This window comes from Enterobacter cloacae complex sp. I2 (assembly GCF_014896205.1).
Classification (GTDB): Bacteria; Pseudomonadota; Gammaproteobacteria; order Enterobacterales; family Enterobacteriaceae; genus Enterobacter; species Enterobacter quasihormaechei.
Genome location: NZ_JADBRA010000008.1, coordinates 1 through 24,485, shown reverse-complemented (window position 1 = coordinate 24,485; position 24,485 = coordinate 1). Strand labels below are relative to the sequence as shown.

General features: G+C 55.9%; 23 protein-coding genes. 8 read left to right on the top strand and 15 right to left on the bottom strand.

What is annotated here, in order from left to right:
• The first annotated feature begins 464 nt into the window (after positions 1-464).
• A complete protein-coding gene (locus IM300_RS08545; protein ID WP_063451549.1) occupies positions 465-713 on the top strand; it encodes a DUF1158 domain-containing protein in 249 nt (82 codons plus the stop codon).
• Here the strand turns inward: IM300_RS08545 and IM300_RS08540 are convergent.
• The 3 genes from IM300_RS08540 to IM300_RS08530 all read right to left on the bottom strand — a co-directional run bounded on the left by IM300_RS08540 (position 699) and on the right by IM300_RS08530 (position 3,933).
• Positions 699-2,267 carry an alpha/beta hydrolase-fold protein gene (locus IM300_RS08540; protein ID WP_193036140.1) on the bottom strand — a complete coding sequence of 523 codons (1,569 nt, stop codon included), beginning with the start codon at positions 2,265-2,267 and terminating at the stop codon, positions 699-701. The genes IM300_RS08545 and IM300_RS08540 overlap by 15 nt on opposite strands.
• 188 nt (positions 2,268-2,455) lie before the next feature.
• Positions 2,456-2,797, bottom strand: a complete 342-nt coding sequence (locus IM300_RS08535) for a RamA family antibiotic efflux transcriptional regulator (protein WP_063451551.1) — start codon at positions 2,795-2,797, stop codon at positions 2,456-2,458.
• A 32-nt stretch (positions 2,798-2,829) separates the two neighbouring features.
• Positions 2,830-3,933 carry a RomA family MBL fold metallo-hydrolase gene (locus tag IM300_RS08530; RefSeq protein WP_193036138.1) on the bottom strand — a complete coding sequence of 368 codons (1,104 nt, stop codon included), beginning with the start codon at positions 3,931-3,933 and terminating at the stop codon, positions 2,830-2,832.
• Between the two features lie 191 nt (positions 3,934-4,124).
• On the opposite strand from IM300_RS08530, the gene IM300_RS08525 reads away from it, so the two are divergent.
• From IM300_RS08525 to nfsB, 3 genes are all read left to right on the top strand, one after another.
• Complete coding sequence (locus tag IM300_RS08525; protein ID WP_193036136.1) at positions 4,125-4,715, top strand: TetR/AcrR family transcriptional regulator; 591 nt, start codon at positions 4,125-4,127, stop codon at positions 4,713-4,715.
• Positions 4,705-5,073 (top strand): MmcQ/YjbR family DNA-binding protein, encoded by a 369-nt coding sequence (locus IM300_RS08520; protein ID WP_131636123.1) that lies wholly within the window; start codon positions 4,705-4,707, stop codon positions 5,071-5,073. The genes IM300_RS08525 and IM300_RS08520 overlap by 11 nt, the downstream gene beginning before the upstream one ends.
• A 120-nt stretch (positions 5,074-5,193) precedes the next feature.
• Positions 5,194-5,847, top strand: coding sequence for an oxygen-insensitive NAD(P)H nitroreductase (gene nfsB, locus IM300_RS08515; protein WP_023324270.1), 654 nt, complete (start codon positions 5,194-5,196; stop codon positions 5,845-5,847).
• 36 nt (positions 5,848-5,883) lie between these two features.
• Here nfsB and IM300_RS08510 read toward each other — a convergent pair whose 3' ends face one another.
• Genes IM300_RS08510 through IM300_RS08500 form a run of 3 tightly spaced genes read right to left on the bottom strand, consistent with a single transcriptional unit; the run spans position 5,884 to position 7,276 of the window.
• The gene (locus IM300_RS08510) at positions 5,884-6,171 is read right to left on the bottom strand and encodes a helix-turn-helix transcriptional regulator (protein ID WP_107534852.1); all 288 of its coding nucleotides are present in this window, start codon (positions 6,169-6,171) and stop codon (positions 5,884-5,886) included.
• Positions 6,152-6,358: a hypothetical protein gene (locus IM300_RS08505; protein WP_193036134.1), complete on the bottom strand. Its 207-nt coding sequence runs from the start codon at positions 6,356-6,358 to the stop codon at positions 6,152-6,154. The genes IM300_RS08510 and IM300_RS08505 overlap by 20 nt, the downstream gene beginning before the upstream one ends.
• A gap of 48 nt (positions 6,359-6,406) precedes the next feature.
• Positions 6,407-7,276, bottom strand: a complete 870-nt coding sequence (locus IM300_RS08500) for a helix-turn-helix transcriptional regulator (protein WP_193036133.1) — start codon at positions 7,274-7,276, stop codon at positions 6,407-6,409.
• Positions 7,277-7,383: 107 nt separating this feature from the next.
• On the opposite strand from IM300_RS08500, the gene IM300_RS08495 reads away from it, so the two are divergent.
• Together IM300_RS08495 and IM300_RS08490 are read left to right on the top strand one after the other, a co-directional pair.
• Positions 7,384-8,820, top strand: a complete 1,437-nt coding sequence (locus IM300_RS08495) for an MFS transporter (protein WP_193036131.1) — start codon at positions 7,384-7,386, stop codon at positions 8,818-8,820.
• A gap of 67 nt (positions 8,821-8,887) precedes the next feature.
• Positions 8,888-10,132 (top strand): mechanosensitive ion channel family protein, encoded by a 1,245-nt coding sequence (locus IM300_RS08490; RefSeq protein ID WP_022647326.1) that lies wholly within the window; start codon positions 8,888-8,890, stop codon positions 10,130-10,132.
• On the opposite strand, the gene IM300_RS08485 is transcribed toward IM300_RS08490, so the two are convergent.
• The 9 genes from IM300_RS08485 to IM300_RS08445 all read right to left on the bottom strand — a co-directional run bounded on the left by IM300_RS08485 (position 10,133) and on the right by IM300_RS08445 (position 21,929).
• Entirely contained in the window at positions 10,133-11,104 is a 972-nt protein-coding gene (locus tag IM300_RS08485; RefSeq protein ID WP_193036129.1) for a LacI family DNA-binding transcriptional regulator, read from the bottom strand.
• A gap of 75 nt (positions 11,105-11,179) precedes the next feature.
• Entirely contained in the window at positions 11,180-12,322 is a 1,143-nt protein-coding gene (locus IM300_RS08480) for a Gfo/Idh/MocA family protein (RefSeq protein ID WP_193036127.1), read from the bottom strand.
• Positions 12,315-13,340: a sugar phosphate isomerase/epimerase gene (locus tag IM300_RS08475; protein WP_193036125.1), complete on the bottom strand. Its 1,026-nt coding sequence runs from the start codon at positions 13,338-13,340 to the stop codon at positions 12,315-12,317. The genes IM300_RS08480 and IM300_RS08475 overlap by 8 nt, the downstream gene beginning before the upstream one ends.
• A 15-nt stretch (positions 13,341-13,355) precedes the next feature.
• Positions 13,356-14,591 (bottom strand): MFS transporter, encoded by a 1,236-nt coding sequence (locus tag IM300_RS08470; RefSeq protein ID WP_107535655.1) that lies wholly within the window; start codon positions 14,589-14,591, stop codon positions 13,356-13,358.
• A 292-nt stretch (positions 14,592-14,883) separates the two neighbouring features.
• A complete protein-coding gene (gene pheP, locus IM300_RS08465; protein WP_193032706.1) occupies positions 14,884-16,272 on the bottom strand; it encodes a phenylalanine transporter in 1,389 nt (462 codons plus the stop codon).
• A 102-nt stretch (positions 16,273-16,374) separates the two neighbouring features.
• A complete protein-coding gene (locus IM300_RS08460) occupies positions 16,375-18,348 on the bottom strand; it encodes a PhoX family phosphatase (RefSeq protein WP_193036123.1) in 1,974 nt (657 codons plus the stop codon).
• A gap of 128 nt (positions 18,349-18,476) precedes the next feature.
• Positions 18,477-20,660, bottom strand: a complete 2,184-nt coding sequence (locus IM300_RS08455; RefSeq protein ID WP_193036121.1) for a TonB-dependent siderophore receptor — start codon at positions 20,658-20,660, stop codon at positions 18,477-18,479.
• Between the two features lie 218 nt (positions 20,661-20,878).
• Positions 20,879-21,154 carry a DUF1471 family periplasmic protein YahO gene (gene yahO / locus IM300_RS08450; RefSeq protein ID WP_022647318.1) on the bottom strand — a complete coding sequence of 92 codons (276 nt, stop codon included), beginning with the start codon at positions 21,152-21,154 and terminating at the stop codon, positions 20,879-20,881.
• 346 nt (positions 21,155-21,500) lie between these two features.
• Positions 21,501-21,929, bottom strand: coding sequence for a glycine zipper 2TM domain-containing protein (locus IM300_RS08445; protein WP_193036119.1), 429 nt, complete (start codon positions 21,927-21,929; stop codon positions 21,501-21,503).
• A 299-nt stretch (positions 21,930-22,228) separates the two neighbouring features.
• Here IM300_RS08445 and IM300_RS08440 point away from each other — a divergent pair, with 299 nt between their 5' ends.
• Positions 22,229-22,519: a hypothetical protein gene (locus IM300_RS08440; protein WP_063868948.1), complete on the top strand. Its 291-nt coding sequence runs from the start codon at positions 22,229-22,231 to the stop codon at positions 22,517-22,519.
• An 887-nt stretch (positions 22,520-23,406) separates the two neighbouring features.
• The coding region (locus IM300_RS08435; RefSeq protein WP_193036117.1) for an acyltransferase at positions 23,407-24,485 on the top strand (1,079 nt) is incomplete at its 3' end.

Below are 24,485 nucleotides of genomic sequence, written 5' to 3'. Positions count from 1 at the left end.
GGTCGGAAGCCGGAATTCCTTTCTGGCTTTAATTAATTCATTTTTAAGACTTGCGGGTTAAATTGATCTACCGCAATATAATGACGACAAGGTTATTCAAAACTGATTTAAATTATTTCGATGCACTGATTTTTACAAAATATTTCTAAACCAACACTAAACGAGGAGGAACCATGTTTGGTATTTATCGCGGACGGCGCCTGGCGTTATACATTGTCGCAGCCATTGTTATTGCGACGTTAATTGGATATAGCACCTATAGCTTTGTAAAATTATTTTCGTAAAAAAGACGTTTATTTACATTACGCGATATTAATTTAATCGCATCGGCGTTTATATTCTTTTTTGGCTATTTATTCGCAGAATAACGGTGGGCTGTGTCTTAATTTTGCCAGCCGGGATGATATTGCTTTACGTTTCAGGATGCCGGACAATGACATTTTTAACTGACGATTAACATTACTATGAAACACCCGTTAGAATCGCTGATTACTGCGGGGGGCATTTTACTGATGGCCCTGCTCTCCTGCCTGCTGTTACCTGCGCCGTCGCTTGGGCTGGCGCTGGCGCAAAAGCTGGTTCAGACCTTTCATATGGTCGATCTGAATCAGCTGTACACCATTCTGTTCTGCCTGTGGTTTTTACTGCTCGGCGCCATCGAATTTTTCATTCTGCGTTTCGTCTGGCGCCGCTGGTTTTCACTGGCGTCGTAGGCCGGTGAAATCGCGCATCCCGTGGATCAGCGCTTCGCACCAGGCCGCGTAGTCGTGGCCGCTGGACCACGGATGGAAACTGACGCGATAGCCTTTTTCCCTCAGCACCTGTTCAAAATCCTTCGTGGTGCGATAGATGCCACCGCCCGGCCCCGCGGTTTCAAACTTCCCGGCCTGTAACCAGAAGCGCACCGGATACGGCGGAGACTGCTGGTACTGACGCGTCAGCCAGCCGGGGGCTTCACCTTTTGGCGCCCACCAGTAGGAGCCGGAAAGACTCATCACGTTGCCAAACAGCCGCGGGTAGCGTAGCGCCACCCAGGAGGAGGCGATTCCCCCGTAGCTTGACCCCGCCAGCACCGTTTTCTGCCGCTGCATCGCGATGCCCTGTCCGCGAAGCCACGGCAGCAGCTCGTGCGCCATGAAATCGGCGAAATCCGGGTTCGGCGGCAGTTCGTTGCCGCGTCGGGCATGATCGAGGCTGTCGATAAACACCACGTTAATGGGTGGCATATGGTGCCGGGCAATCAGGCCATCCAGCACGTTGGCAAAACGGTACTCGTCCTGATAAATCTGTCCGTCGAAAAGGATGAGCGTCCAGAGCGCGGGCTGTGCGCCGCGCGGTTTGTAGATCATCACTTCACGGGCATTGCCGAGGATAGTGCTGCTCAGCATCTGGCGGCTCAACGTTCCGTGCACCAGCGGCTGTGCCGTAGCCTGAACGGAGCAATAGCGCGCCGGGCTGAGATCGAGCAGGGAAAAGCGATTCCAGCGATCCGCCTTCTGTTCACCAAAGGTGTTCGGGTTAAGCGGATCGGCCTGCGCGCTCACCAGGATCGCGCGGCGCCTGTCGAGGGCAGAACCTTCCACGATCGGTACATCGGGGGCGAGCTTGTACTGCATCACCGTGTCAGCGGGCACCACGTAGCTGCGAAACCAGACGTCGCTGTTGCCCAGGCGGAACAGCGGATCGTGATCCCCCGCCGGAGAGCCGAGAATGAACACGTTATCGCGCGCGCCGCGCCACAGAAAGGTCACGCGCTTATGGTGTGCGTCAACCGGCTCCACCATCGGCGTGCCCTGCCGACGCTGCGCCTGCCAGAACGCCTCGGTACTGCCACCGGCAGAAATAGCGTTTGCCAGCGCCTTCAGCGTCGGGCTTTCAGGCGCCAGCCTCTGTACGCGCGGCAAGGCGGAAGTCTCTTTCATTCGCCACTGAAAACGCCACGGCTTGCCCGCTTCGCCGTGCAGCACCAGCGAGGTGCGCTGTTTCACCGGCAGGGCAAACAGCAGCGTGTGTTCGCCGTCGGCAGGCCCGCCTTCGACCAGCGTGCGAATGCGGCGGTTTTGACCGTCCAGCAGGCGCGCATCCGTCACGCCGTTCAGCGTGGCAGAAACGTAATTTTCACCCAGCTCGGGCAGCAAAAAGCAGACTTCGCCGCTGGCATCAAACTTTCCCTGAACATCCCCCAGCAGGGAAGACTCCTCGCACGTTGCCGCCACTGCGGGCAGCGCGCCGATCCCCACCAGCAACCCACTCCATACGCTCTTCATTACCGCTTGTTTCCCAACGAAATTTGGCATCAACGCTAATGCAAATGGTAATAATTTGCAATATCACCTACAGCGTTTTACCGGTGATGTCAGGACGATCGCAGGTGTCGGCATGGGTTACAACGGCAGCGAGGCAATAAAAAAGCCGGGTGGCGGCTACGCCTTACCCGGCCTACATGCCGTCAAATTTAATGTGTCTGGCTGTGATTCTCTTTGCGGTACGCGCCGGGCGGCTGGTTGAAGGTGCGGGTGAAAATGCGCGTAAACGTCTGCTGCGAGTCAAAGCCGTAGCGCAGGCAGATGTCGTACACGCGTTCGTTTGATTCACGCAGGTCGCGCGCCGCCATCAGCAGCTTGCGTTCACGGATATAGCGCCCCAGACTTTCGCCTTTGTATTGCATAAACAGCCGCTGTAAATGCCACTTTGAGTAACCCGCGTGGCGGGCAATCTCTTCAATACGTAACGGCTGATGCAGGTTGTCATCGATCCATTCGACAATCGTATCAATGACCTGAGCGGAAATCGTCATACTGCTCTCCCCCTCTGATTCTCGCTTAAACATTATTCCCACCACTCGCGAAATTTTTGCGTGGAATCACTCACCCGGACAGGCTCGCCCAGCTCCGGCGTCAGCAGCCGGTAGTTTTTATCCTTACTGGCTTTCGCCAGCTGGATCAGCGGATCGTTCCAGGTATGTTTCGCCAGCACAAAACGCCCGTTATGGCCCGGTACGATCGCTTTAGCATTGAGATCTGCCGAGGCCTGCGCCGTTTCTGCCGGATGCATATGGATGTACTTCCAGTCCTGGTCGTACTGGCCGTTTTCCATGATGGCTAAGTCAACGCCGCCAAACTGCTCGCCAATCGCTTTGAAGTGCGGGCCGTAACCGGAGTCTCCGCTGTAGTAAACCTTCCGCTCCGGGGTGACAAACATAAAGCTGCCCCACAGGGTCTGGTTACGCTTAATGCCGCGCCCGGAAAAGTGGCGTGCGGGCAGCACGTGAACCGTCAGCGCATCGCTGATGTGTACAGACTGATTCCAGTCCCGCTCGTCAATTATGTCCGGGTTCATGCCCCAGTAGCGCAGGTGTGAGCCCACGCCGAGCGGCGTGACCACGCGCTTCACCTTCGGCAGCAGCGCCCTGATGGTGGCGTAATCCAGATGGTCATAGTGATCGTGAGAGATAATCAGCAGGTCGATCTCCGGCATGCTCTGTGCGTTCCACGGGTACTCCCCCGCAAACGCTTTATTGAGGAAGGAGAACGGCGCGGCGTAATTCCCCAGAACCGGATCGATCAGGATGCGTTTTCCCGCCAGCTGCATATACCAGGAGGAGTGGCCGAGCCACACCAGCGTGTCCTGTTCAGGCGACAGGCTGGCCAGTTCGGTTTTCACCAGCGGCAGCGGCTGAGCAGGACGGGCGTTTTCGGTTTTACGGGTAAGGAACTGCCACCACGCCACCAGCATATTTTGTTGCCCGGTAAAGCCCGGCGTAGGAAGCGTGTTGTGGAATTGCCCGTCGCGATAGTGCGGGGAAGCTTCCACTTCAGAGAGCTGCGCACCCTGCGGCGGCTGACCAAATCCGGCATTCAGTACAAACGGTAAACTCGCCGCTGAAGCAATAATCATGACTAACACCACGCAGATGAATAGAGGCTTTTTCATTTCCTGACCCGCCAACGCGCCCCTTCCGATGGTTTGCGCGGGTGACACTTGATTATGAGTGAGTAAGCACTCATTATAGATAGGATGCTTACGCCGTCAAGAAGGTTTTCGATCTTTGACATTCCGCGTTGCAGCGTAACAAAGCACGTGTTTCAATCAGGGCTTTTACAATTGACGGGAGGAAAAATTTAGTGGCACGTCCGAAGAGTGAAGATAAAAAACAGGCCTTACTGGAAGCAGCAACCGCTGCATTTGCGCAGTCAGGTATTGCCGCCTCAACGGCGTTAATTGCCCGTAATGCGGGCGTCGCTGAAGGGACGCTGTTTCGCTACTTTGCTACCAAAGACGATCTGCTGAATGCCCTCTACCTGCATCTGAAGCAGGATCTTTGCCAGACCATGCTGGCGAACCTCGATCGCACCATCACCCTGCCGAAAGAGCACACCCGCAATATCTGGAACAGCTATGTGGACTGGGGTATTCGTAACCCCGTGGCGCATGCGGCTATTCGCCAGATCGGCGTCAGTGAAAAGCTGAACGCGGAAACGGAGCAGGCGGTGAAAGACATGTTCCCTGAGCTGCATGAACTGTGCCGCCGTTCGATTCGCCAGGTATTTATGTCTGACGAGTTTAAGACCTTCGGTGATGCCATGTTCTTATCGCTGGCGGAAACCACCATGGAGTTTGCTACCCGCGATCCGTCCCGTGCCGTCGATTTTAAAGCGCTGGGCTTTGAGGCTATGTGGCGCGGGCTTGCTGAGGAGGATAACAATGGACGGTAAAACCTTGCAGGCGCACGCAAAACGCGTCGCACTGGAGATGCCCTTCACCGAACATTGCTGGCCGTTTGGGCCGGAGTATGACGTGTTTAAGGTGGGCGGGAAAATTTTCATGCTGATGGCGACCGTACGCGGTCGGCCCCACGTCAGCCTGAAGTCCGATCCGGAAACATCGCTGCTCAATCAGCAGATCTACCGTGGCGTGGAGCCCGGCTACCATCTCAACAAGAAGCACTGGATTTCCGTGTACGGCACCGACGACGTTACGCCTGAGCTGGTCACCGACCTGATTACGGACTCGTGGAACCTGGTCGTCGACAAACTGCCGAAAAAAGACCAGAAGCGGATACGCCCGACCTGATTGTTCGCCTGAGGCGAACAGTATAAGCGCTCGAATCGCACTTATCTTTTCCCGCTTCGCGCGGTAATCTGCTTTCCTTCCACGCCCGCCTACGGGCGAATTTCATCACCAGGAGTTGTTATGGATATTATTTCTGTCGCCCTGAAACGCCACTCAACCAAGGCGTTCGACCCCGCTAAAAAACTGACCGCAGAAGAAGCGGAAAAAATCAAAACGCTGCTGCAATACAGCCCGTCCAGCACCAACTCCCAGCCGTGGCACTTTATTGTTGCCAGCACTGAAGAGGGTAAAGCGCGCGTGGCAAAATCCGCGGCGGGCACTTACGTGTTCAACGAACGCAAAATGCTGGATGCCTCTCACGTAGTGGTGTTCTGCGCGAAAACCGCGATGGACGATGCCTGGCTTGAGCGCGTTGTCGATCAGGAAGAAGCCGATGGCCGTTTCAACACGCCGGAAGCCAAAGCCGCGAACCACAAGGGCCGCTGCTACTTTGCCGACATGCACCGCGTGGATCTGAAAGATGACGACCAGTGGATGGCGAAGCAGGTTTACCTGAACGTCGGTAACTTCCTGCTGGGCGTGGCCGCAATGGGCCTGGACGCGGTGCCGATTGAAGGCTTTGACGCGGCTATTCTTGATGAAGAGTTTGGCCTCAAAGAGAAAGGCTTCACCAGCCTGGTGGTGGTCCCGGTCGGGCACCACAGCGTGGAAGATTTCAACGCCACGCTGCCGAAGTCTCGTCTGCCGCTGAGCACGATTGTAACCGAGTGCTGATCGCTTCTTGCACGCCGGATTCCGGCGTGCAATTTATTAATAGAGCGTAATCTGCGGATGCTTCACCCCACACACCATCGCATAACGCGTTAATGTATCGAGACTCGCCCGGGTAATATTCGCTTCCATTCTTGATACCGTTGGTGCGCTGACGCCCATCCGCTCCGCCACCTGGGCGCGCGTCAGGCCAGCATGACTGCGCCATTGCGCCAGCATCTCCTGCAAACGCTCCTTGCGCTCTTCTGCATCAAAGGAAGCCTGAACCTCTGAATCGCTTAACAGTTCAGCCCTGAGTTCATCCCAGTCAATAATCTTCTTGCTCATCTAACATCTCCTGTTGTCGCTTCAGTGCCAGACGAAGTTCAGCAGAGAGCGTTTTTTGCGTCTTCTTAATAAATATTCCCATCGCCGTCGGGTTAGCGAATAATTTATCAAGCTGGCGGATCAGCTTCGCCTGTACTCCCGACGGCAGAAAGAGGCCCCTGATATTAGCATATAAGGCAATTTGCATTAAAGGCTAAGTCACGCATTGATTCCCTGAAAGCGCCTCGCAAAAAACTTAATTCCCCTGCCCGGCCAGCCACGCCATCGCCCGCTCTCCCGCCTCGTCTATCGGGAGATACACCAGCAACCGCGATCCGTTTCGCGGCGCGGAGTACCAGTACATCTGCTGGAGATGGAAATCCCCCAGTTCAGGATGGGTAAACAGCTTGAGCTGATTCTCCACGCCGCGCACGTCGTTGCGCTGGTGCCACAGGGTTTTGAACTCCTCGGAAACCGCAAAAAAACGCGCCAGCTTCGCTTCCCAGAGCGGGTCGCCCCGGTGTTCGGCCATTGCCGCGCGGAAATAGGAGACGAAAATCGGCAGCACGTCGTCACGTTTGCCGAGCCGCGCGCGCCACGCCGGATGGGTGAGGAAGAGATAAATACAGTTGCGATCTTCCGGCGGTATGGCGTTGAAATCGACGCCCATCAGATGCCCGAAGCTGTCGTTCCAGGCCACGATATCGAAATTCGGTTTCTGAATGCTGGCGGGTTTTGGCATCAGCGTATCCAGCAGGCGACGCGTGCCTTCGCTGATCCCCTCGCAGCAGACCGCCTGCGGGGCTTCACCCGGCGGCAAACCGGCGAGCACAAAAAGATGTCGGGCTTCGGTCGGGGTGCATTGCAGCGCTTTTGCGATGGCGGCCATCACCGCGCTGGACGGGTTGACGTCCCTGCCCTGTTCCAGCCAGGTGTACCAGGTGACGCCGACGTCCGCGAGCATCGCCACCTCCTCGCGGCGCAGGCCCGGCGTGCGGCGGCGGCCGCTACGCGGTAAGCCGAGGCGTTGCGGGTCAAGGCTTTCACGCCGGGCACGTATAAAGGCGCCCAGCTGCTTGCGGGTGTCATCCTGGAGAGAGGTGACAGGTTCAGACATCAGCGCCATAAAATCTCCTGCATGGTAGTGCCAGTACCAGTATAAGCAAGAACTGGTACCCGTTTATCAGATGGTTGATGCTACGACTCTACGCTGTTTGACGCAATGGAGTCACCATGAATACGTCAGTTGTTTCACCGGGTCGTGCGGGCCTGATATTGCTGTTAACCGGCCAGATGCTGCCGCTGATTGATACCTCAATCACCAACGTGGCGCTGGATTCCATCACCCAGTCGTTACACGCCACTGCTACCGAACTGGAGCTGATTGTCGCCCTCTACGGCGTGGCCTTCGCCGTCTGCCTTGCTCCCGGCAGCAAGCTGGGCGATAACCTTGGCCGCCGTCGTCTGTTTATGTGGGGCGTGGCGAGTTTTGGCCTGGCCTCGCTGCTGTGCGGCATGGCGGGCAATATTGAACAGCTGCTTGCCGCGCGCATTATTCAGGGTGCAGGCGCCGCGCTTATCATGCCGCAAATTCTTGCGACGCTGCATGTCACGTTAAAAGGGACGGCACACGCCAAAGCGATCAGCCTGTTCGGGGGTATCGGCGGGATTGCGTTTATCGTCGGCCAGATGGGTGGCGGCTGGCTGGTGTCGGCGGACATCGCCGGGCTGGGCTGGCGCAACGCCTTCTTTATCAACGTGCCGATTTGTCTGGTGGTGCTGGCGTTAAGCCGTCGCTACGTCCCGGAAACCCGCCGCGACACGCCGTCGCGCATTGACTGGACCGGAACCGTCCTGCTGACGGCGATACTGTGCTGCCTGCTGTTCCCGATGGCGCTCGGCCCGCAGTGGCACTGGTCCTGGCCGCTGAAGGCCGCGCTGATGGCGATTGTGCCGCTGGCCGGGTTAATGGTGCTGAACGCACGCAAAAAAGAGCGCGAGGATGCCCACCCGCTGATTGCGCCGCGCCTGTTGCAGCTGCGCAGCATTCGCTTTGGCGTGCTGATTGGAATGCTCTTTTTCAGCGTCTGGTCCGGGTTTATGTTCTGCATGGCGCTGACCATGCAAAGCGGTCTGGGGATGGCGCCGTGGCAGTCCGGGAACAGCTTTATCGCGCTTGGTGTGACCTATTTTATCTCTGCCTGGTTCGCACCACGCCTGATTGCCCGCTACAGCACCAGCGCCATCCTGCTGACCGGGCTTGCGATTCAGCTTGTCGGCCTGGTGGCGCTGATCGCCACGTTTCGCCACTGGGGAATGCACAATACCGCGCTGACGCTGGCCCCGGCTACCGGGCTGGTGGGTTACGGGCAGGCGCTGATTGTGAACAGCTTCTACCGCATCGGGATGCGCGATATCCAGCCTGACGACGCAGGGGCCGCGAGCGCGATTTTAAGCACCCTGCAACAAGCTGCGCTGGGGCTTGGCCCGGCCATTTTTGGCGCAATTTTGCTGCACGGGCTGCACACTCATCACGGCGATTACACCCAGGCGGTCAACGTCTTTCTGATGGTGGAAACGGTCATGATGGTGGTGCTGGCGCTGGCCACGCTGCGCATGCGCCATCGCCTGAGTTTACCGGTCGTCAAGGCCTGCCCGACGACAAAATAAAACAGCCTGAATTTGCATAATAGATCCGCAGCCGCCATTATGGGGCTGCATCAATACAGGAGACGTTATGCAGGAATTAATTGCTCAGGTTGAAGAGTTAGGGATTGAAATTAATCACACCACCTCTTTAGTGATTATCTTTGGTATTATTTTTCTTACCGCCATCATTGTTCATTTTATTCTGCACAAAGTGGTGCTGCGCGCCTTCGAGAAACGCGCGCAGGCCAGCAGCCATTTATGGTTGCAGATCATCACTCAGAACAAATTATTTCACCGTCTGGCGTTTACCCTTCAGGGGATAATCGTCAACGTTCAGGCTGTACTGTGGCTGCAAAAAGGCAGCGAAGCAGCGGAAATGCTCACCACCTGCGCAAAGCTGTGGGTGATGGTATATGCCCTGCTCTCTTTCTTCTCGCTGCTGGACGTCATATTCAATCTGTCGCAGAAAATGGCCACCGCGTCGCAGCTGCCGCTGAAGGGGATATTCCAGGGCATCAAGCTAGTGAGCGCCATTCTGGTGGGGATCTTAATTATCTCCCTGCTGATCGGCCAGTCTCCCGCCATTCTGATAAGCGGCCTGGGTGCGATGGCTGCCGTTCTGATGTTGGTATTCAAAGATCCGATCCTGGGCTTAGTGGCCGGCATTCAGCTCTCCGCCAACGACATGCTCAAGCTCGGTGACTGGCTGGAAATGCCGAAATACGGCGCCAACGGCACGGTGACGGATATCGGCCTGACCACCGTTAAGGTGCGCAACTTCGACAACACCATTACCACCATCCCGACCTGGGCGCTGGTCTCCGACGCGTTCATCAACTGGAGCGGCATGTCTGCCTCCGGCGGCCGCCGCATTAAGCGCAGCCTGAATATCGACACCACCAGCATTCATTTTCTTGACGAGCAGGAGCAGCAGAAGCTGATTCAGGCGAAACTGTTGAAGCCCTATCTGGCCGCGCGCCATGAGGAAATTAACCTGTGGAATCAGCAAAACGGCGAAGGAGAATCGGTATTAAACCTGCGCAAGATGACCAATATCGGCACCTTCCGCGCCTACCTGAATGAATATCTGCGTAACCATCCGCGTATTCGTAAAGATATGACGCTGATGGTGCGCCAGCTGGCGCCGGATGCCAACGGGCTGCCGATTGAAATATATGCCTTTACCAATACGGTCATCTGGGCGGAATACGAAGATATTCAGGCCGATATCTTCGACCATATTTTCGCGGTAGTGGATGAGTTTGGCCTGCGTATTCATCAGTCACCGACCGGAAACGATATTCGCTCGCTGGCAGGGGTTATTGCCAGATAATCAGGCGCTGGCGCGGGAAATAAAGCGCCAGCCCATCATCACCCTTTCCGTGGGCGCATCCGGGTTGTCGATTCTGTTTAAAAGAAGATTGACCGCCTTGCGCCCGATATCCCGCGACGGCTGTTCGATGGTGGTAAGTGAAATCATGTCCGCCAGCTCCGTACCGTCAAAGCCGACCACGGCAATATCCTCCGGCACCCGCAGACCTGCCTGCTGAATGGCGCGCAACGCGCCCGCCGCCAGCGTATCGGAAACAGCAAATACCGCATCTGGCGGATTTTCTTTTAACAGGTTTTGCATCGCCGCCATGCCCGATCTGGAGCTGAGCTCACTGGCGTACTCCACCGCCTGATAGTCCAGACCCCGCAGGTGGATCACGCTCTTATAGCCGCGCTCGCGCAGGCGGGCATATTTGTAGCTGAGGTCGTGGTTGATCAGCGCGATACGCTTGCGCCCCCCGTCGGCCAGCTGGCTGACAACGTGCTGGGAGGCATCGACATCGTTTATCCCCACGCAGGAAACCGCCCCCGCGTCCGCGTATTCGGCGCACTGCACCCACGGCGCAGCACCAATCAGCGCCGCCAGTTCCGGCAGTTTTGAAAATGCATCCATGGTAATGATGCCGTCGACGATTTTGCCCGACAGCAGGCTTAAGCCCGAGCGGGAGCGCTCAATGTCCGAGCCGGAGTTGCAGAGCAGAATGCGATAGCCGTTCTTTTCCGCCTCGGCTTCGATGCCCTTCACCACTTCGGCGCAGAACGGGTTGGCGATGTTCGAGACCATCACCAGGATCATATAGCTGCGGGCGGTGCGCAGCTGACGCGCCAGCAGATTGGGCTGATAGTTACTCTCCTGGATCGCCTGCAAAACGCGCTCGCGGTTTTTCGCCTTCACGGTATCGCTGTTGTTCAGCACGCGGGAGACCGTTGCCACGGAAACCCCGGCCAGCTGAGCGATTTTCTGAATTGACATAGCGACGATACATCCTGCGGTTAGCGTTTTGTGCAGGCTATCATAAATTTGTTGCCCGGCGAACCGGGCAATGCGTCAGCGTTCCACGCGCACCCAGCGCTGCTGCTGATGGCTTTTCACAATAGCATCAATGATATACATCACGTTTGCGCCATCGTGGAAGGTGGCAAACTGCGCCGCCTCAGGCATTACACCGGCCTGCACGGCACGGTAAAACTGCGCCATCATATTCTTAAAAGCATCCGGCCAGCCTTCAATATGCCCACCGGGGAAGTGGGCGCTGTCGGCCACGTCAGGGTTCATCAGGCCCGGATCGTCGGTGAGCGTCTGGTTTGCCCGGTCGCGATGGCCGATCCACAGCTGCTGCGGGATCTCCTGATCCCATGCCACCGACCGCTCGCTGCCGTTAATTTCAAAGGTCAGACGGTTTTTTCGCCCCGCGCTCACCTGCGAGACGCTAAAGCTGCCTTTGCTGCCATCGTCAAAGCGGAACAGTACCGAGCCGAAGTCTTCGGTCGTGACCGGTTTGTCTTCATACTCCGCCTGCTCGTCATGGGAGAAGGTCTGATGACCGCCCGCGCTGGCCTTGCGCGTCGGCCAGACGATGGATAAATCAGCCATCACCTCGGTAATGCGCCTGCCGGTCACATACTGCACCGTATCGCACCAGTGGGAGCCGATATCCGCCACCGCCCGCGATGCGCCGCCGAGCGCGGCATCCACCCGCCAGTTGTAGTCGGTTTCCAGCAGCATCCAGTCCTGGAGGTAGCTGCCGTGTGAGGCAAAAATCCGCCCGAGGCTGCCCGGGCGCATCATGCTCGCCGCCTGGCGCACCATCGCAAACTGGCGATAGACGAAGCTCACGCCGTGCACCACGCCCGCCTGCTCCGCCAGCGCCACCAGCTCGCGCGCCTCCTCAGGCGTCATGCACAGCGGCTTTTCGGAAAACACGTGCTTGCCCGCGCACAGGATCTGGCGATTAATCTGTGCGTGCAGGTGGTTCGGCGTGCAGTTGTGCACCACGTGCAAATCAGGGTGCGCGAGCAGCGCCCCAACGCTGCCATACGCGTGCGGTACGTTCAGCAGGCGCGCCTTTTCCTGCGCCTTAACGAGCGAGCCGTCGCACAGCGCGACCACCTGGACAAACCCGAGGCGCCTGAGCGCCTCGATATGTGCCGGGCCAATAAACCCGCTGCCGACGATCCCGACGTTAATCATGGCTGCCCCCTGCGGCAAAATCGTCAAACGCCCGTCCGGAAACGGGAATGATGTGGCGGCGGATAAACTCGCTGCCTTCACTCGCCCCGGTATCACCATCCTTCATGCAGCACTCCCACTCCAGCACCGCCCAGCCGTCATAGTCGTACTGGGTCAGCTTGCTGAAAATGCCTTTGAAGTCGATCTGCCCGTCGCCGGGCGAGCGGAAGCGTCCGGCGCGGTTGATCCACGGCTGGTAGCCGCCGTACATGCCGCTGCGCCCGCTGGGGCGGAACTCGGCATCCTTCACGTGGAACGCTTTAATACGCGCATGGAAGATGTCGATAAAGGCCAGATAGTCCATCTGCTGGAGCAGCATATGGCTTGGATCGTAGAGAATGTTGCAGCGCGGATGGTTGTCTACCAGCGCCAGAAAACGCTCGAAGGTGACGCCGTCGTGCAGATCTTCCCCCGGATGCAGCTCAAAACAGACGTCCACGCCCTGTTCGTCGAAGGCATCCAGAATTGGCCGCCAGCGATCCGCCAGCGCCTGGAACGCCTCCTGAAAACGCTGCTCGTTGTGCGGCGGCCACGGATAGAAAAACGGCCACGCCAGCGAGCCGGAGAAGGTCGCGTGCGCTTTCAGGCCTAATCTGGCCGAGGCGACCGCCCCCTGCTTCAGCTTCTCCGTGGCCCACGCCCGACGCGCAGCATCGTTACCGCGCACTGATGCGGGCGCGAAGTGGTCAAACGCGTCGCTGTAGGCGGGGTTCACCGCCACGAGCTGCCCTTCCAGATGGGTAGACAGCTCGCTGATAACCAGCCCGTGCGCGGCCAGCGTAGCGGCGATGTCATCGCAGTAGGCCTGGCTCTCTGCGGCTTTCTCCACGTCAAAGATGTGCGGATGGTTGCAGGGGATCTGCACTGCTTTGTAGCCCTTCGCAGCCGCCCATCCGGCCAGCCCGTCAAGGGTGTTGAACGGCGCCTTCTCGCTAATAAACTGCGACAGAAAAATGCCGGGTCCTTTCATCGTCCTCATACCACCTCCTGAACGTTACGCCTTATCATCGTCATACTTAAACGTGAGAAGGAAAATCAGCGCGATCGCCGCGGCCGCCACCGCCGGGATCCACCAGAATGTTACCCACGCCTGCGGCACGGTTTGCCCTGCCACCAGGCGGTTATAGAGCGCGCCGGAAATCTGCGAGCCGAGCAGCATGCCGATGCCGTAGGTGAACATCACGATCATGCTCTGGGCCTGGCCTTTGACCTTTTCGCCTGCCACCCGGTCGGTGTAGATAAAGCCGACGACAAAGAAGAAATCGTAGCAGACGCCGTGCAGCAGAATGCCGAGATACAGCAGAATGCGCCCTTCCTCGCTGACGCCCAGCGCGAACATGGCGTAGCGCACGAACCACGCCAGCATGCCGATCAGCAGCATGACCTTCACCCCCAGACGGCGGAACAGCAGCGGAATGACCAGCATGAAGACGATCTCGGACATCTGCCCGAAGGACATGGCGGTGCTGACGTCGGCAATTCCCGCATCCGCCAGATACGAGGCGGTGTAGGCGTAATAGGTGCCGAGCGGAACGGAGATCAGCATCGCGCAGACGGAGAAGACGAAAAAGTGGCGGGTTTTGAGCAGCGCGAACGCATCCGCGCAGAAGAGATCCCGCACCTTCACCGGCAGGCCTTTCGCGGGCGCAGGCGTGTGCGGCAGCGTCAGGCTGTAAAGCGCCAGCAGCACGGAGCTGGCCGCCGCCACCTGAAAGATGGTGACGCTGGACGCCACGCCGGTGACGCCGATGAAAATGCCCGCCACGATCCAGCCGATGGTGCCGAATACGCGCACCACCGGGAAGGTTTTATCCACGTTGGCCAGGCTGTGAAACGCGATGTTGTTGGTCAGCGCCAGCGTCGGCATGTAGCAGAGCGTGTAGCCAAACAGCAGGCCAATCAGCAGCGCGCCGTTCCCGGCAATTAGCGCTCCCGGCACGAACAAAAGGATCGCCGCGCCCGCGAGGTGCATCACCGCCATCACCTTCTGCGAGGCGAAGAAGCGGTCCACCAGCATGCCGAGCACGAACGGCGAGAGAATGGAGGCGATGGGCCCGGCGGAGAACGCATCGCCAATCAGCAGAGACATGTTGTACTGGGTCATCACCAGGCCGAGCGTGACCGACCAGCTACCCCAGATAAAAAATTGCAGAAACATCATCAGCGACAGCCGCGGCACCAGCAGCCGGTGCTGTGTTATCGCCTTTTCACTACCGTCAGTTGACACCATGATAAGCCTCATCCGGTAAAAGTAATCGATTACAAAACGGTTCATATGAAAAGTAATCGATTACAATTTAAAGATCCTGTTGATCGAAACAGAATTGGGAGAAGGGTCACGATAAAGGTGAAGGGGGTGCCGGGTGACGGCTGCGCCTTACCCGGCCTACAAAATAACGTCCCCGGACATGTAGGCCCGGTAAGCGAAGCGCCACCGGGCGTGAAGGCGGGTGCGGTCTGGTTGGGTGCGGTCTGGTGCCCTCACCCCGGCCCTCTCCCACAGGAAGAGGGTGAAAACCGCGCTACTTTTTGCGTGAAAGCTTAAAGGCAACAAACAGGAACACCACCCACACCGGCAGCAGCATTGCTGAAAGTCGCATCTCATCCATGGTGCACATCAGCACCAGAATCAACGCCAGGAACGCGATACAGAGGTAGTTCCCCGCCGGATAGAGCAGCGCTTTGAACTGCGTCTCGCGTCCCTTACGGCGCATCGCCGCGCGGAAACGCAGGTGTGCGAGGCAGATCATGATCCAGTTCAGCAGCAGCGTTGCCACAACCAGTGCCATCAGCAGGCCAAAGGCCTCTTTCGGCAGCAGGTAGTTGATCAGCACCACCAGCGAGGTGATAGCGCCAGAAAGAAACAGCGAATTGACCGGTACGCCGCGACGGCTGACGCGGGTAAGGAATTTCGGTGCGTTGCCCTGTACGGAAAGGCCAAACAGCATACGGCTGTTGGAGTAGACCCCGCTGTTGTACACCGACAAAGAGGCCACCAGAATGACGAAGTTCAGCGCCGAAGCCACCACGTTGCTGTTCAGGTCATGGAAAATCATCACGAACGGGCTGCTGTCGGACTTCACTTCCACCCACGGGTAGAGCGCCAGCAGCACCACCAGCGAGCCGATGTAGAACAGCAGAATACGGTACACCACCTGGTTGACCGCTTTCGGGATGCTTTTGTGCGGGTCGCGCGCTTCAGCCGCGGTAATGCCAATCAGCTCCAGACCGCCAAAGGAGAACATGATGACCGCCAGCGAGAGGATAAGCCCTTTCCAGCCGGTCGCCAGGAAGCCGCCGTGCTGCCACAGGTTGTCGATAGTGGCTCGCTCGCCGCCGTGGCCGGAGAACAGCAGCCACAGGCCAAAGCCGATCATGCCGATAATTGCCAGCACCTTAATCAGCGCAAACCAGAACTCGGTCTCACCATACAGGCGCACGTTCACAAGGTTAACGGCGTTAATAATGATGAAGAAGGCCGCCGCCCAGATCCACGTGGGCACGTCCGGCAGCCAGTACTGCATGTAGATGCCGGCGGCGGTCAGCTCTGCCATGCCCACCAGCACGAACATCACCCAGTAGTTCCAGCCGGAGAGGAAGCCTGCGAACGGGCCCCAGTATTTATAGGCAAAGTGCGCGAAGGAGCCGGACACCGGCTCTTCAACGACCATCTCGCCGAGCTGGCGCATGATCAGGAAGGCGATGATCCCGGCGATGCCGTAACCCAGCAGAACCGCCGGGCCGGCCATCTGAATGGCGGGGCCGATGCCGAGAAACAGCCCGGTACCGATTGCGCCGCCGAGGGCAATTAACTGAATATGTCGATTTTGCAAACCACGTTGCAGCGTCGGATTCTGATCCGACGAAGCTTCAGCGCTACCATGGCCTGAAGCGGATGACGCGTCTTTCACGCCCTACCCCTGTCTCTTTTTTAGAAGGGGCACGTTTTAACACTTCATGCTGGTGGTAGCAAGCTTAACGCCGGGCCAGCGCATGCGCCCGGCGCGTAAACGTCACGAGCCGATGATCCCGCCGTCCGCTTTCACGATCACCACCGTGGACGATCGCGGTCGTCCGTTCGGGCTGGCGTCCGGCCAGTCAGAGACGGCGCGAGGATTGGCCGGGTCGGTAATATCATCCCCGCCCTCCCCCGGATGCTGAATGTTGATAAACAGCGTGCGGTTGTCCGGCGTAAACGCAATGCCGGTGATCTCACACCCGCGCGGCCCGGTCAGGAAACGGCGATACTCGTTGGTGCCCGGAATGGTCGCCACCATCTGGTTATTGCCCATCCCCTCGTACGCTTTCTTATTAATGGTGCTGGAGGAGACGTCGGTCTGGATCCACAGCACGCCCTGGTGATCGAACGACAGGCCGTCGGGGCTGCCAAAATCCGCGCCCTGCATGGAGCCTTTGGCCTTCGGATCGTCGCCATCGGTACGCCCGGCCATGACCAGAATATCCCACTTAAAGCGTGCGGCAGCAGGATCGGCCCCGTCTTCGTGCCAGTGCATAATATGCCCAAACACGTTGTTGGCGCGCGGGTTGGCGGCATCCACCGGCGCTTTCCCCTCTTTCCCGCGATCGCTGTTGTTGGTGAGCGTACAGTAGACGCTGCCGCTGGCGTGCGGATCGACGGCGATCCACTCGGGACGATCCATCTTCGTCGCGCCCACCGCGTCGGCCGCCAGGCGGGTTTTAATCAGCAGATCGCCCTGGCTTTCAAACCCTTTGCTTTTATCCAGGCCGTTTTGCCCGAAGATCAGCGGCAGCCAGTCGCCGCTACCGTCCTCGTTGAACCTGGCGACGTACAGCGTGCCGGACGTGAGCAGCTGCATACTGGCTTCCCGGTTCGCGGGATCGTATTTTTTGTCGGAGACAAACTTATAGATGTACTCGAACTTCTGATCGTCACCCATATAGACCACTACGCGATTATCGGCGGCGAGCGTGACGGCAGCCCCCTCATGCTTGAAGCGTCCGAGCGCGGTGTGCTTGCGTGGTGTGGAGGATGGGTCGTAAGGATCGATCTCCACGACCCAGCCGAAACGGTTAGGTTCGTTAGGCGTTTTATCGACGCTGAACCGGTCATCCACTTCGTTCCAGCGGTAGGACTCATCGCTGTCGCTGATGCCGTAGCGTTTTTCCAGCGGATTGAGATCGGCTTTTTTCACAAAAATATCCGACCAGTTCTCCTCGCAGGTGAGGTAGGTGCCCCACGGCGTATGGCCGTTAGCGCAGTTTTGCATGGTGCCCAGCACGCGCTCCCCCTGCGGGTCGGCGGCGGTTTTCATTAGGTCCTGATGCCGCGCCGGACCGGTAAGCTGCATCGGCGTATTGACGGTAATACGGCGCGCGAACGAAGACGGACGAACCACCTCCCAGCCGCTGCCCGCTTTTTTCACTTCCACCACCGACACGCCCATCGCGTTCTGCCCCTTGCGGGCTTTGTCGAGGCTCCAGTTCGCCGTACCGTCGGTAAACAGCATCCCGTTGTCGATATATTCATGGTTCATCGCCAGCAGGCCATGCTCCGGGCTTTGCCCCCCCTGCGGCAGGCTAAACCACGCCATGCCGTCGTGATGCATGCCCGCCTGCGCGGCCTGTTCGTCCGTGGTGTTGCTGGCGTCCGGCTTAAAGGCCGGCATGTTGTCTTTAAGACCCGTCGGATCGCCCCAGCGATAGAACGGGCGGGCAATATAGCCTTCCGGCACCCTGACCGTATCTTCGGTGGAAACAGAGATGCTGGTAAACCCAAGCGACACCGCTTTTGCCAGCGCGGACGGTTTTGAGACCGCGGCAATGGCGTTCTCAGGTTTGATCAGAAACGGAAATGATACGGCGGCCCCCGCAACGGCCCCCATCTGGAGAAAACGGCGGCGGGAGAGGAACATCTCCGCAACCTCGGAAAATACCGGGTTAGCGCTGCGGTTACTGATATCGTCTTGATGTTCTTTTTTGAAAACGGATTTGAGGGGTCTGCCCATAGCGGCTTCCTGTCATTGGCCAAGAGGTAAAAGAGTTGGCGACCAGTGTAAGAAGCTTTTGTTACAATTTTATAACACGATGACGAAGGGATTGGGGCGTCCCTGCCCCGGATAACGAGGTGGAACGCTTAGAACTCGTAGCCCACCGAGACCTTAAAGGTTCGCGGCTCGCCCTGAGTGATGTAGGTACCGGAATCGTCCACGCTTGACCAGTAGTTTTCGTTGGTCACGTTGTCGATGCCTGCGCGCACCGTCATCTGGTTTTCATTGTGGTTTACCGCGAAGCGATAGCGCATGCCCAGATCCAGCGTGGTGTAGCTGTCCAGCTTTTTGCTGTTCGCGAGATCGGCATACTGCGTGCCGGAGTGGTTAACGCGCGCGGTGGCCGTCAGCCCCTCAATCGGCCTGATATCGTACTCCGCGCCCAGCACGGCGTAGAAGTTCGGAATACCGATCGCATCGTTCCCCTGATTCACGCCGTTTTTGGTTTTGGTCAGCTCGGCCTGAAGCCAGGTGGCGCTGGCATTCAGACGCATCCCCAGCATGGGCTCGCCGAAGACGTTCAGCTCCACGCCACGGTTGCGCTGTTCAGCGTCCAGGCCAAAGTGTCCGCTGTCGTCGAGGATCGCCGACGGCATTTTGATTTCAAACAGCGCCAGGGAGCCGCCCACGCGGCCAAAGTCTGCCTTCACGCCCACTTCATTCTGCTTAGAGTGAACGATACCGGTGCTCTGGCCGTAGTTGGTGGCGGTGTTAGGTGCGGTTTCACCGGGCTGTAACGCTTCGGTATGGTTAGCGTAAAGGGAGATTTCCTCCCACGGTTTGTAGACCACGCCGTAGGTTGGCATCCAGCGGCTGCCGTCGAAACCGTCCGCGTCGTTTTCCGCGCCGGTGATTTTGTTGTACCCGCGAATAACCACCTTCTGATGGCGCGCGCCGGCGGTGAACAGCAATTTATCATCCAGCACGCCCAGGGTATCGCTCAGCAGCCAGCCCTGGGTACGGGTGCGCCCGCTGGTCAGCGGATCGCTGTATTTGCCGCCTGAGCCGCTGAAGTTGGTGCTGTCCGGCATAGCCACGCCGGTGTTGTGATAGATGTTGGTGGTCGGATTATCCGCCGCTGCCGACATTTTCCACGCAATCTTTTCGTTTTTAGTCATCGCAGAATAGCCGACGTTGACCTTGTGCGATACGAAGCCGGTAGTGAAGTTACCGCGAATGCCCGCCATCCCGCTGACGGAATCGCTGATGCGGTTGGTGTCGAGACGGCTGACCGTTGCGTTACCGCTCTTGTCCACCAGCTTCGGCGCGCTGTAGATCCCTTCTTCGTGCGCGTGCTGCGCGCCGAGGCCGGTATAGGCGGTCCAGCTGTCGGTGATGTCATACTCGCTGCGCCACATCCCGAACTCGTTTTCGATATCGCTGTAGGCCCACTTCTGCGAGAAGTTGCGATCGTTTTTCGGCGGTTCAGGCACGAAATCCACCGCCGAGATGTTGACGCTGGTCGGGCTGCCGTGGAAGGTTTTCTTCTGATAGCCGAGGTCCAGCGAGGTGCGGAAACGGTCGCCTTTGTAGTCCAGGCCGGTGGAGAGCAGCGTGGTGCGGCGGCGGTCGTTCGGTACGCCGGTTTCGCCTTCACGATGCACGAGGTTCACGCGCGCGCCGAACTGGTCGCTATCACCAAAGCGACGCCCCGCATCCAGCGTGGTGCCAATCTGGGAATCCGAGGTGTAGTCCACGCCCACTTTCGCCTGCGGGGTGTCGCCCGCGTGTTTAGGCTCAAGGTTGATCATTCCGCCCACGCCCGAGCTTGCTGCGCCGTTCATCAGGGCGTTGGCCCCTTTGAAGATCTCAATGCGGTCAACCATCTGGGCATCCACCACCTGACGCGGCAACACGCCGGAGAGGCCACCGAAGGTCATGTCGTCGCCGTCAAACTTCAGGCCGCGAATGCGGAAGGTTTCCGCGCTGTTGCCGTAACCCTGCACAAACTGCACGCCCGCGTCGTTCGCGACTACGTCAGCAATGGTTTTTGCCTGCTGATCTTCCACCAGCTTCGAGGTGTAGCTGATGATGTTGAACGGCACGTCCATGGCGTTCTGCTGACCGAGCATCCCCATACGTCCACCGTTGGCCACCTGCCCGTCAAGGAAGGCGGGCACCAGCTGATCACCGCCGGGTTTGAAATCACTCCCCGCGGTGGACTGGACAACGATGGTGTCTTCTTTTTTTTCATCCGCCGCAAGGGCGGAGTGGGTAACCGCGCCAATGGCAATCGCCAGCAGCGTTTTGTGCATTGTGGTGTTGTTCATAGTTAACTCGTTTAACGTGCGCGCAAAAATGACCCGTTGTCGGGCCTTAGAATTTATTGAGAGAAATGCAAATGAGAACTATACGTATTATCCATGCGTTATCAAGCGTAAACGCGCGTTTCTTTCTGTGTAAACGGTGAAAGTAAAACGGGAGGGTATGCAGGCGGGAGAAAGCGTGACGCACAGCCACCCCGCGTACGGGGGTGGCTGCTCAGGTATTATTTTTTCTTGTAGATATCGGCGGTGCCGTGAATTTTGTTGTTGGTGTTACCGGAGGTCAGCACCAGCACATCAGCGCCTTCTTTATCGGCTTTCTCGACCAGCTCTTTTTTCGCATCATCGACAGAGACTTCGTTAGCGGTGCTCACGGTACCGATTTTTTCGTACTGCGATTCAACTTTTTCGAATTCGTTTTTTGTCATCATTTCAGCCGCAAAGGCGTTGGTGGTAAACAGAAACGCGGTGCCCAACAAAATAGCAGTCGTTTTTTTCATAACCTTTTTCCTTGAGATTAATGAGCAACTACGAAAAGGCCCCACGCGAAACGGTGAGGTGTAATGAGCATGGTAGAGGAACGGCAAAAATGCCATTTACCTCTGACAGTTTCTCTGGCTGATTTTGTGATGCCGCCTGATTTTTTTGCACTCAGGCGTTGTTCCCGTAGCAGGCTAGCTCCAACAGGAACACCGATGCGGACATCGGTATGCGAAAGACTTTTATAAACCCTCTGAACGCGGGGTCGCTTAACGTTACGGGAAAAATATCGTCCTGAATATTCAGATATCGAGCATCGCTATTTTTATAGCAGACGTAAACACCACGACATTGCTGATAATGTCCTTAATAGGATTTATCAACGGTCGTATTCGATCCTGTTGTGAGAATGCGAACTTTATCGCCGGGGTTGAACGCCAGGCCATTATTAGGCTGAACTACCTGAATGGTTTGGCCGGTTTGGATCTTGATGAGCAGCTTCACTTTCTGCACGGCCAGCTCGCTGGACTGCTGTTTATGTGACGCCACCGCCCCGGCCGTAGCGCCAGCCACCGTCATCGCGGTGTTCCCTTTGCCATTACCGAACTGGTGCCCAACGACGCCACCAATCGTACCCGCGACCAGCGTACGCAGTGGATGATAGCCCTCACGCGTATGTGTAATGATTTGGCTCTGCTGAACGGTGCCATATTCCACCAGCGCTCGGGTACCGGCGTGGATCGCCGGGCTGGTGAAAGCCAGGAAGCTCAACGCGATGAGTAAGTGTTTTTTCATTTTTAACCCATTATTCTTCATTAAAGGTATCACCATTCTGCCTGGCGCAAATGCATCCTCTTTAGCCAAATATGCTTATTCAAGGTCAAAATTTAATTTTAAATTAAAAACGAGAATTTAAAATCAAACAAAATAAACCCTGTAGACAGAGTCATTTCTATTATCAATAGCGACATTTCCAGCTACGCTGTCCGTAACATTGCCTCAGACGAAGCGATATCAGCTCACGATTCTTTATCAGCATTATTCAGATTAATGTCTCCCCTGGTCATTCAGGAAAAAACGACAGGAGTTACCTCATGAAAAAAATCATTCTCGCGCTGGCTTTCACTACTGCATCGTTCTCTGCCTATGCGAACCATCCGGTAGCACGCGCCACCGCCGTCGCCTCTGCCGATCACCCTGTTGCCGTCGCGGCAGCCACCGGTGAAGGCAGCCATCCCGTCGCCCGTACCACCGCGGTGGTTTCTGCCGACCATCCTGTCGCTGTCGCAGCCGCAACAGGTGGTGATTATCATCCCGTCGCCCGCGCAACCGTGGTGGCCAACGCTGACCATCCGGTCGCCGCGGCTGCCGTTACCGGGCAATAATGGCGCACTCTCCGACAGGGACGTCGGGGTAGAGTCGATGCGTCGCATACGATATGCCATCATCTATAATATGTACCCTTACAGTTATATGGCAGTTGCACAAGAAGATCATCAAAACGTCTCGTCTTTGTCGTAAAAGACTCAATCGCTGCTTACCCAACATCATTTTCACGCACCCTACTGACAACACTTGAGTTGCAATAAACCTCTGCTGATATCTAACACTCAACGAAGACCATCGACAACAGAGGAAATCCTTTCATCGCCCCCTCCCAATGTTGGTAGGATCCATTAACGTTTGTCGCTACCTTCGGTCACTTTGTCAGCGAAGCAAAGCTAGCCTCGCTAAATACATGAATTCGCCTCTTCCCGAGTGAAATACCAATCAAAAATTTGAAGCTTTGATATGAAGCTGTTCGTACTTAGATAGCGATAACTTATAAATTCGACTGAATTGATTCTAAAGACGTTAGGAATGTTTACAGTGCATTGCGTAACCCCTCTCAAACACACTGTATGCACGCACAGTGCTTTTATAAACTACAATAATCAATAGAAAGATTTCCAGACTAAAAGAAGTTAAGATCGATACCGCTACGTGCCTGTATTACTTACATTTTACATGTATTAAATAATAATTGTTTTTCTTTAATTAACTTAAACTCAGCTGCTAAATCAGCAGAGTGACGTACAAACTTTGCTCAGTAAATTACGCGTTTCCCGGGGATAAGAGTGATTCCCATTCTGTTTAGGTTGGCCATGTCAAACGTTTTAGTTGTATAAATCTTCGTCACAATAACGTATACAAGGCGCTGACTTAATGTGTTTTATGTGCCATTATACGCACAAAATCAATAAGATTATGCTTAGTCACAGGTTTAGCGAAAATGAAAGAAAAAATTGACTCTGTTGATGGAGTTAGAGGTGTAGCATGCTTGATGGTTCTACTTTCACATCTGTCACTGATTTTTTTCCCATATGTCTATACTGGAAGAATTTCTGAGCAGCACTCGCAGGTTGAGTATTATATATACCACTCCCCTTTTGCATTCTTCTACTCCGGAACGGCTGCTGTCTTCATCTTTTTTGTGCTTAGCGGATATATTCTCAGTTTTGCATGTTGCAGAAATGGCGATATCTTAAATAACTGCCTAAAGATGACGATGTCAAGATATCCAAGATTAATGCTTCCAACTCTTGGTTCTGTATTGCTGTGCTATTTCGTAATGATTGCCACCCCAGACGGATTTAATACTCTCTCATGGATTGGTGGAGTTTTGGACGTAAAAGGCCATGATTTACCAGGCGCGATTTATAATGGATTGGTATCAGCCGTGTTATTCTGCGACAGGTCATATAATATTATTATATGGACAATGCAAGTTGAGTTTTTTGGTTCATTAATAGTATTCTGCATGACACCTTTGATAGTTAAAGTGAAATACAAAGAAGTGGTTCTCTTTACCGGTGCATTATTAATGATTTGTATTTCGCCAGATAAGATTGGTGCCAGCTATGCATGTTTTTTGATTGGTTCGGCCATATATCATGCCGACATTAAGCCTTCAAAGTTAACAGGCTATCTTGCATTAATAGCGGGCCTATATTTTGCAGGCTTCCATAACAAAAGTAACTCCTATAGCATAATATATGAACTTATGTCATTCAAAGCTCCAGGAGGAAAGTCCAATCCATATTACTTATCGAATATGATTTCAGGCGTTTTGATTGTTTTTGCTGTCGTGAAATCAGGTGTTGCTCAATGTACAGTTACGAATAGAGTATCATTATATCTTGGTAAGGTATCGTATTCTGCGTATCTGATACAAATTCCAGTATTCTACGTGATAACACAAGTTGCTTTTGATCTATTTAAGAGTCTGGGACTCAGTTATGAATACTCAGCAATATTCACATCCTTGATCTCAATATCATCTGTTTATATGATTTCAACATTATTCTACAT

Excerpts from the sequence above, each read along its gene's own strand:
- IM300_RS08530 (WP_193036138.1), bottom strand. The coding sequence starts at position 3,933 with ATGAAAAAGCCTCTATTCATCTGCGTGGTGTTAGTCATGATTATTGCT.
- IM300_RS08485 (WP_193036129.1), bottom strand. The coding sequence starts at position 11,104 with ATGTCAATTCAGAAAATCGCTCAGCTGGCCGGGGTTTCCGTGGCAACG.
- IM300_RS08440 (WP_063868948.1), top strand. The coding sequence starts at position 22,229 with ATGAAAAAAATCATTCTCGCGCTGGCTTTCACTACTGCATCGTTCTCT.
- IM300_RS08510 (WP_107534852.1), bottom strand. The coding sequence starts at position 6,171 with ATGAGCAAGAAGATTATTGACTGGGATGAACTCAGGGCTGAACTGTTA.
- IM300_RS08520 (WP_131636123.1), top strand. The coding sequence starts at position 4,705 with ATGGACGGTAAAACCTTGCAGGCGCACGCAAAACGCGTCGCACTGGAG.
- IM300_RS08540 (WP_193036140.1), bottom strand. The coding sequence starts at position 2,267 with ATGAAGAGCGTATGGAGTGGGTTGCTGGTGGGGATCGGCGCGCTGCCC.
- IM300_RS08535 (WP_063451551.1), bottom strand. The coding sequence starts at position 2,797 with ATGACGATTTCCGCTCAGGTCATTGATACGATTGTCGAATGGATCGAT.
- IM300_RS08470 (WP_107535655.1), bottom strand. The coding sequence starts at position 14,591 with ATGGTGTCAACTGACGGTAGTGAAAAGGCGATAACACAGCACCGGCTG.
- IM300_RS08475 (WP_193036125.1), bottom strand. The coding sequence starts at position 13,340 with ATGAGGACGATGAAAGGACCCGGCATTTTTCTGTCGCAGTTTATTAGC.
- IM300_RS08545 (WP_063451549.1), top strand. The coding sequence starts at position 465 with ATGAAACACCCGTTAGAATCGCTGATTACTGCGGGGGGCATTTTACTG.
- nfsB (WP_023324270.1), top strand. The coding sequence starts at position 5,194 with ATGGATATTATTTCTGTCGCCCTGAAACGCCACTCAACCAAGGCGTTC.
- IM300_RS08480 (WP_193036127.1), bottom strand. The coding sequence starts at position 12,322 with ATGATTAACGTCGGGATCGTCGGCAGCGGGTTTATTGGCCCGGCACAT.
- IM300_RS08460 (WP_193036123.1), bottom strand. The coding sequence starts at position 18,348 with ATGGGCAGACCCCTCAAATCCGTTTTCAAAAAAGAACATCAAGACGAT.
- IM300_RS08500 (WP_193036133.1), bottom strand. The coding sequence starts at position 7,276 with ATGGCGCTGATGTCTGAACCTGTCACCTCTCTCCAGGATGACACCCGC.
- IM300_RS08455 (WP_193036121.1), bottom strand. The coding sequence starts at position 20,660 with ATGAACAACACCACAATGCACAAAACGCTGCTGGCGATTGCCATTGGC.
- IM300_RS08490 (WP_022647326.1), top strand. The coding sequence starts at position 8,888 with ATGCAGGAATTAATTGCTCAGGTTGAAGAGTTAGGGATTGAAATTAAT.
- IM300_RS08505 (WP_193036134.1), bottom strand. The coding sequence starts at position 6,358 with ATGCAAATTGCCTTATATGCTAATATCAGGGGCCTCTTTCTGCCGTCG.
- IM300_RS08445 (WP_193036119.1), bottom strand. The coding sequence starts at position 21,929 with ATGAAAAAACACTTACTCATCGCGTTGAGCTTCCTGGCTTTCACCAGC.
- IM300_RS08495 (WP_193036131.1), top strand. The coding sequence starts at position 7,384 with ATGAATACGTCAGTTGTTTCACCGGGTCGTGCGGGCCTGATATTGCTG.
- yahO (WP_022647318.1), bottom strand. The coding sequence starts at position 21,154 with ATGAAAAAAACGACTGCTATTTTGTTGGGCACCGCGTTTCTGTTTACC.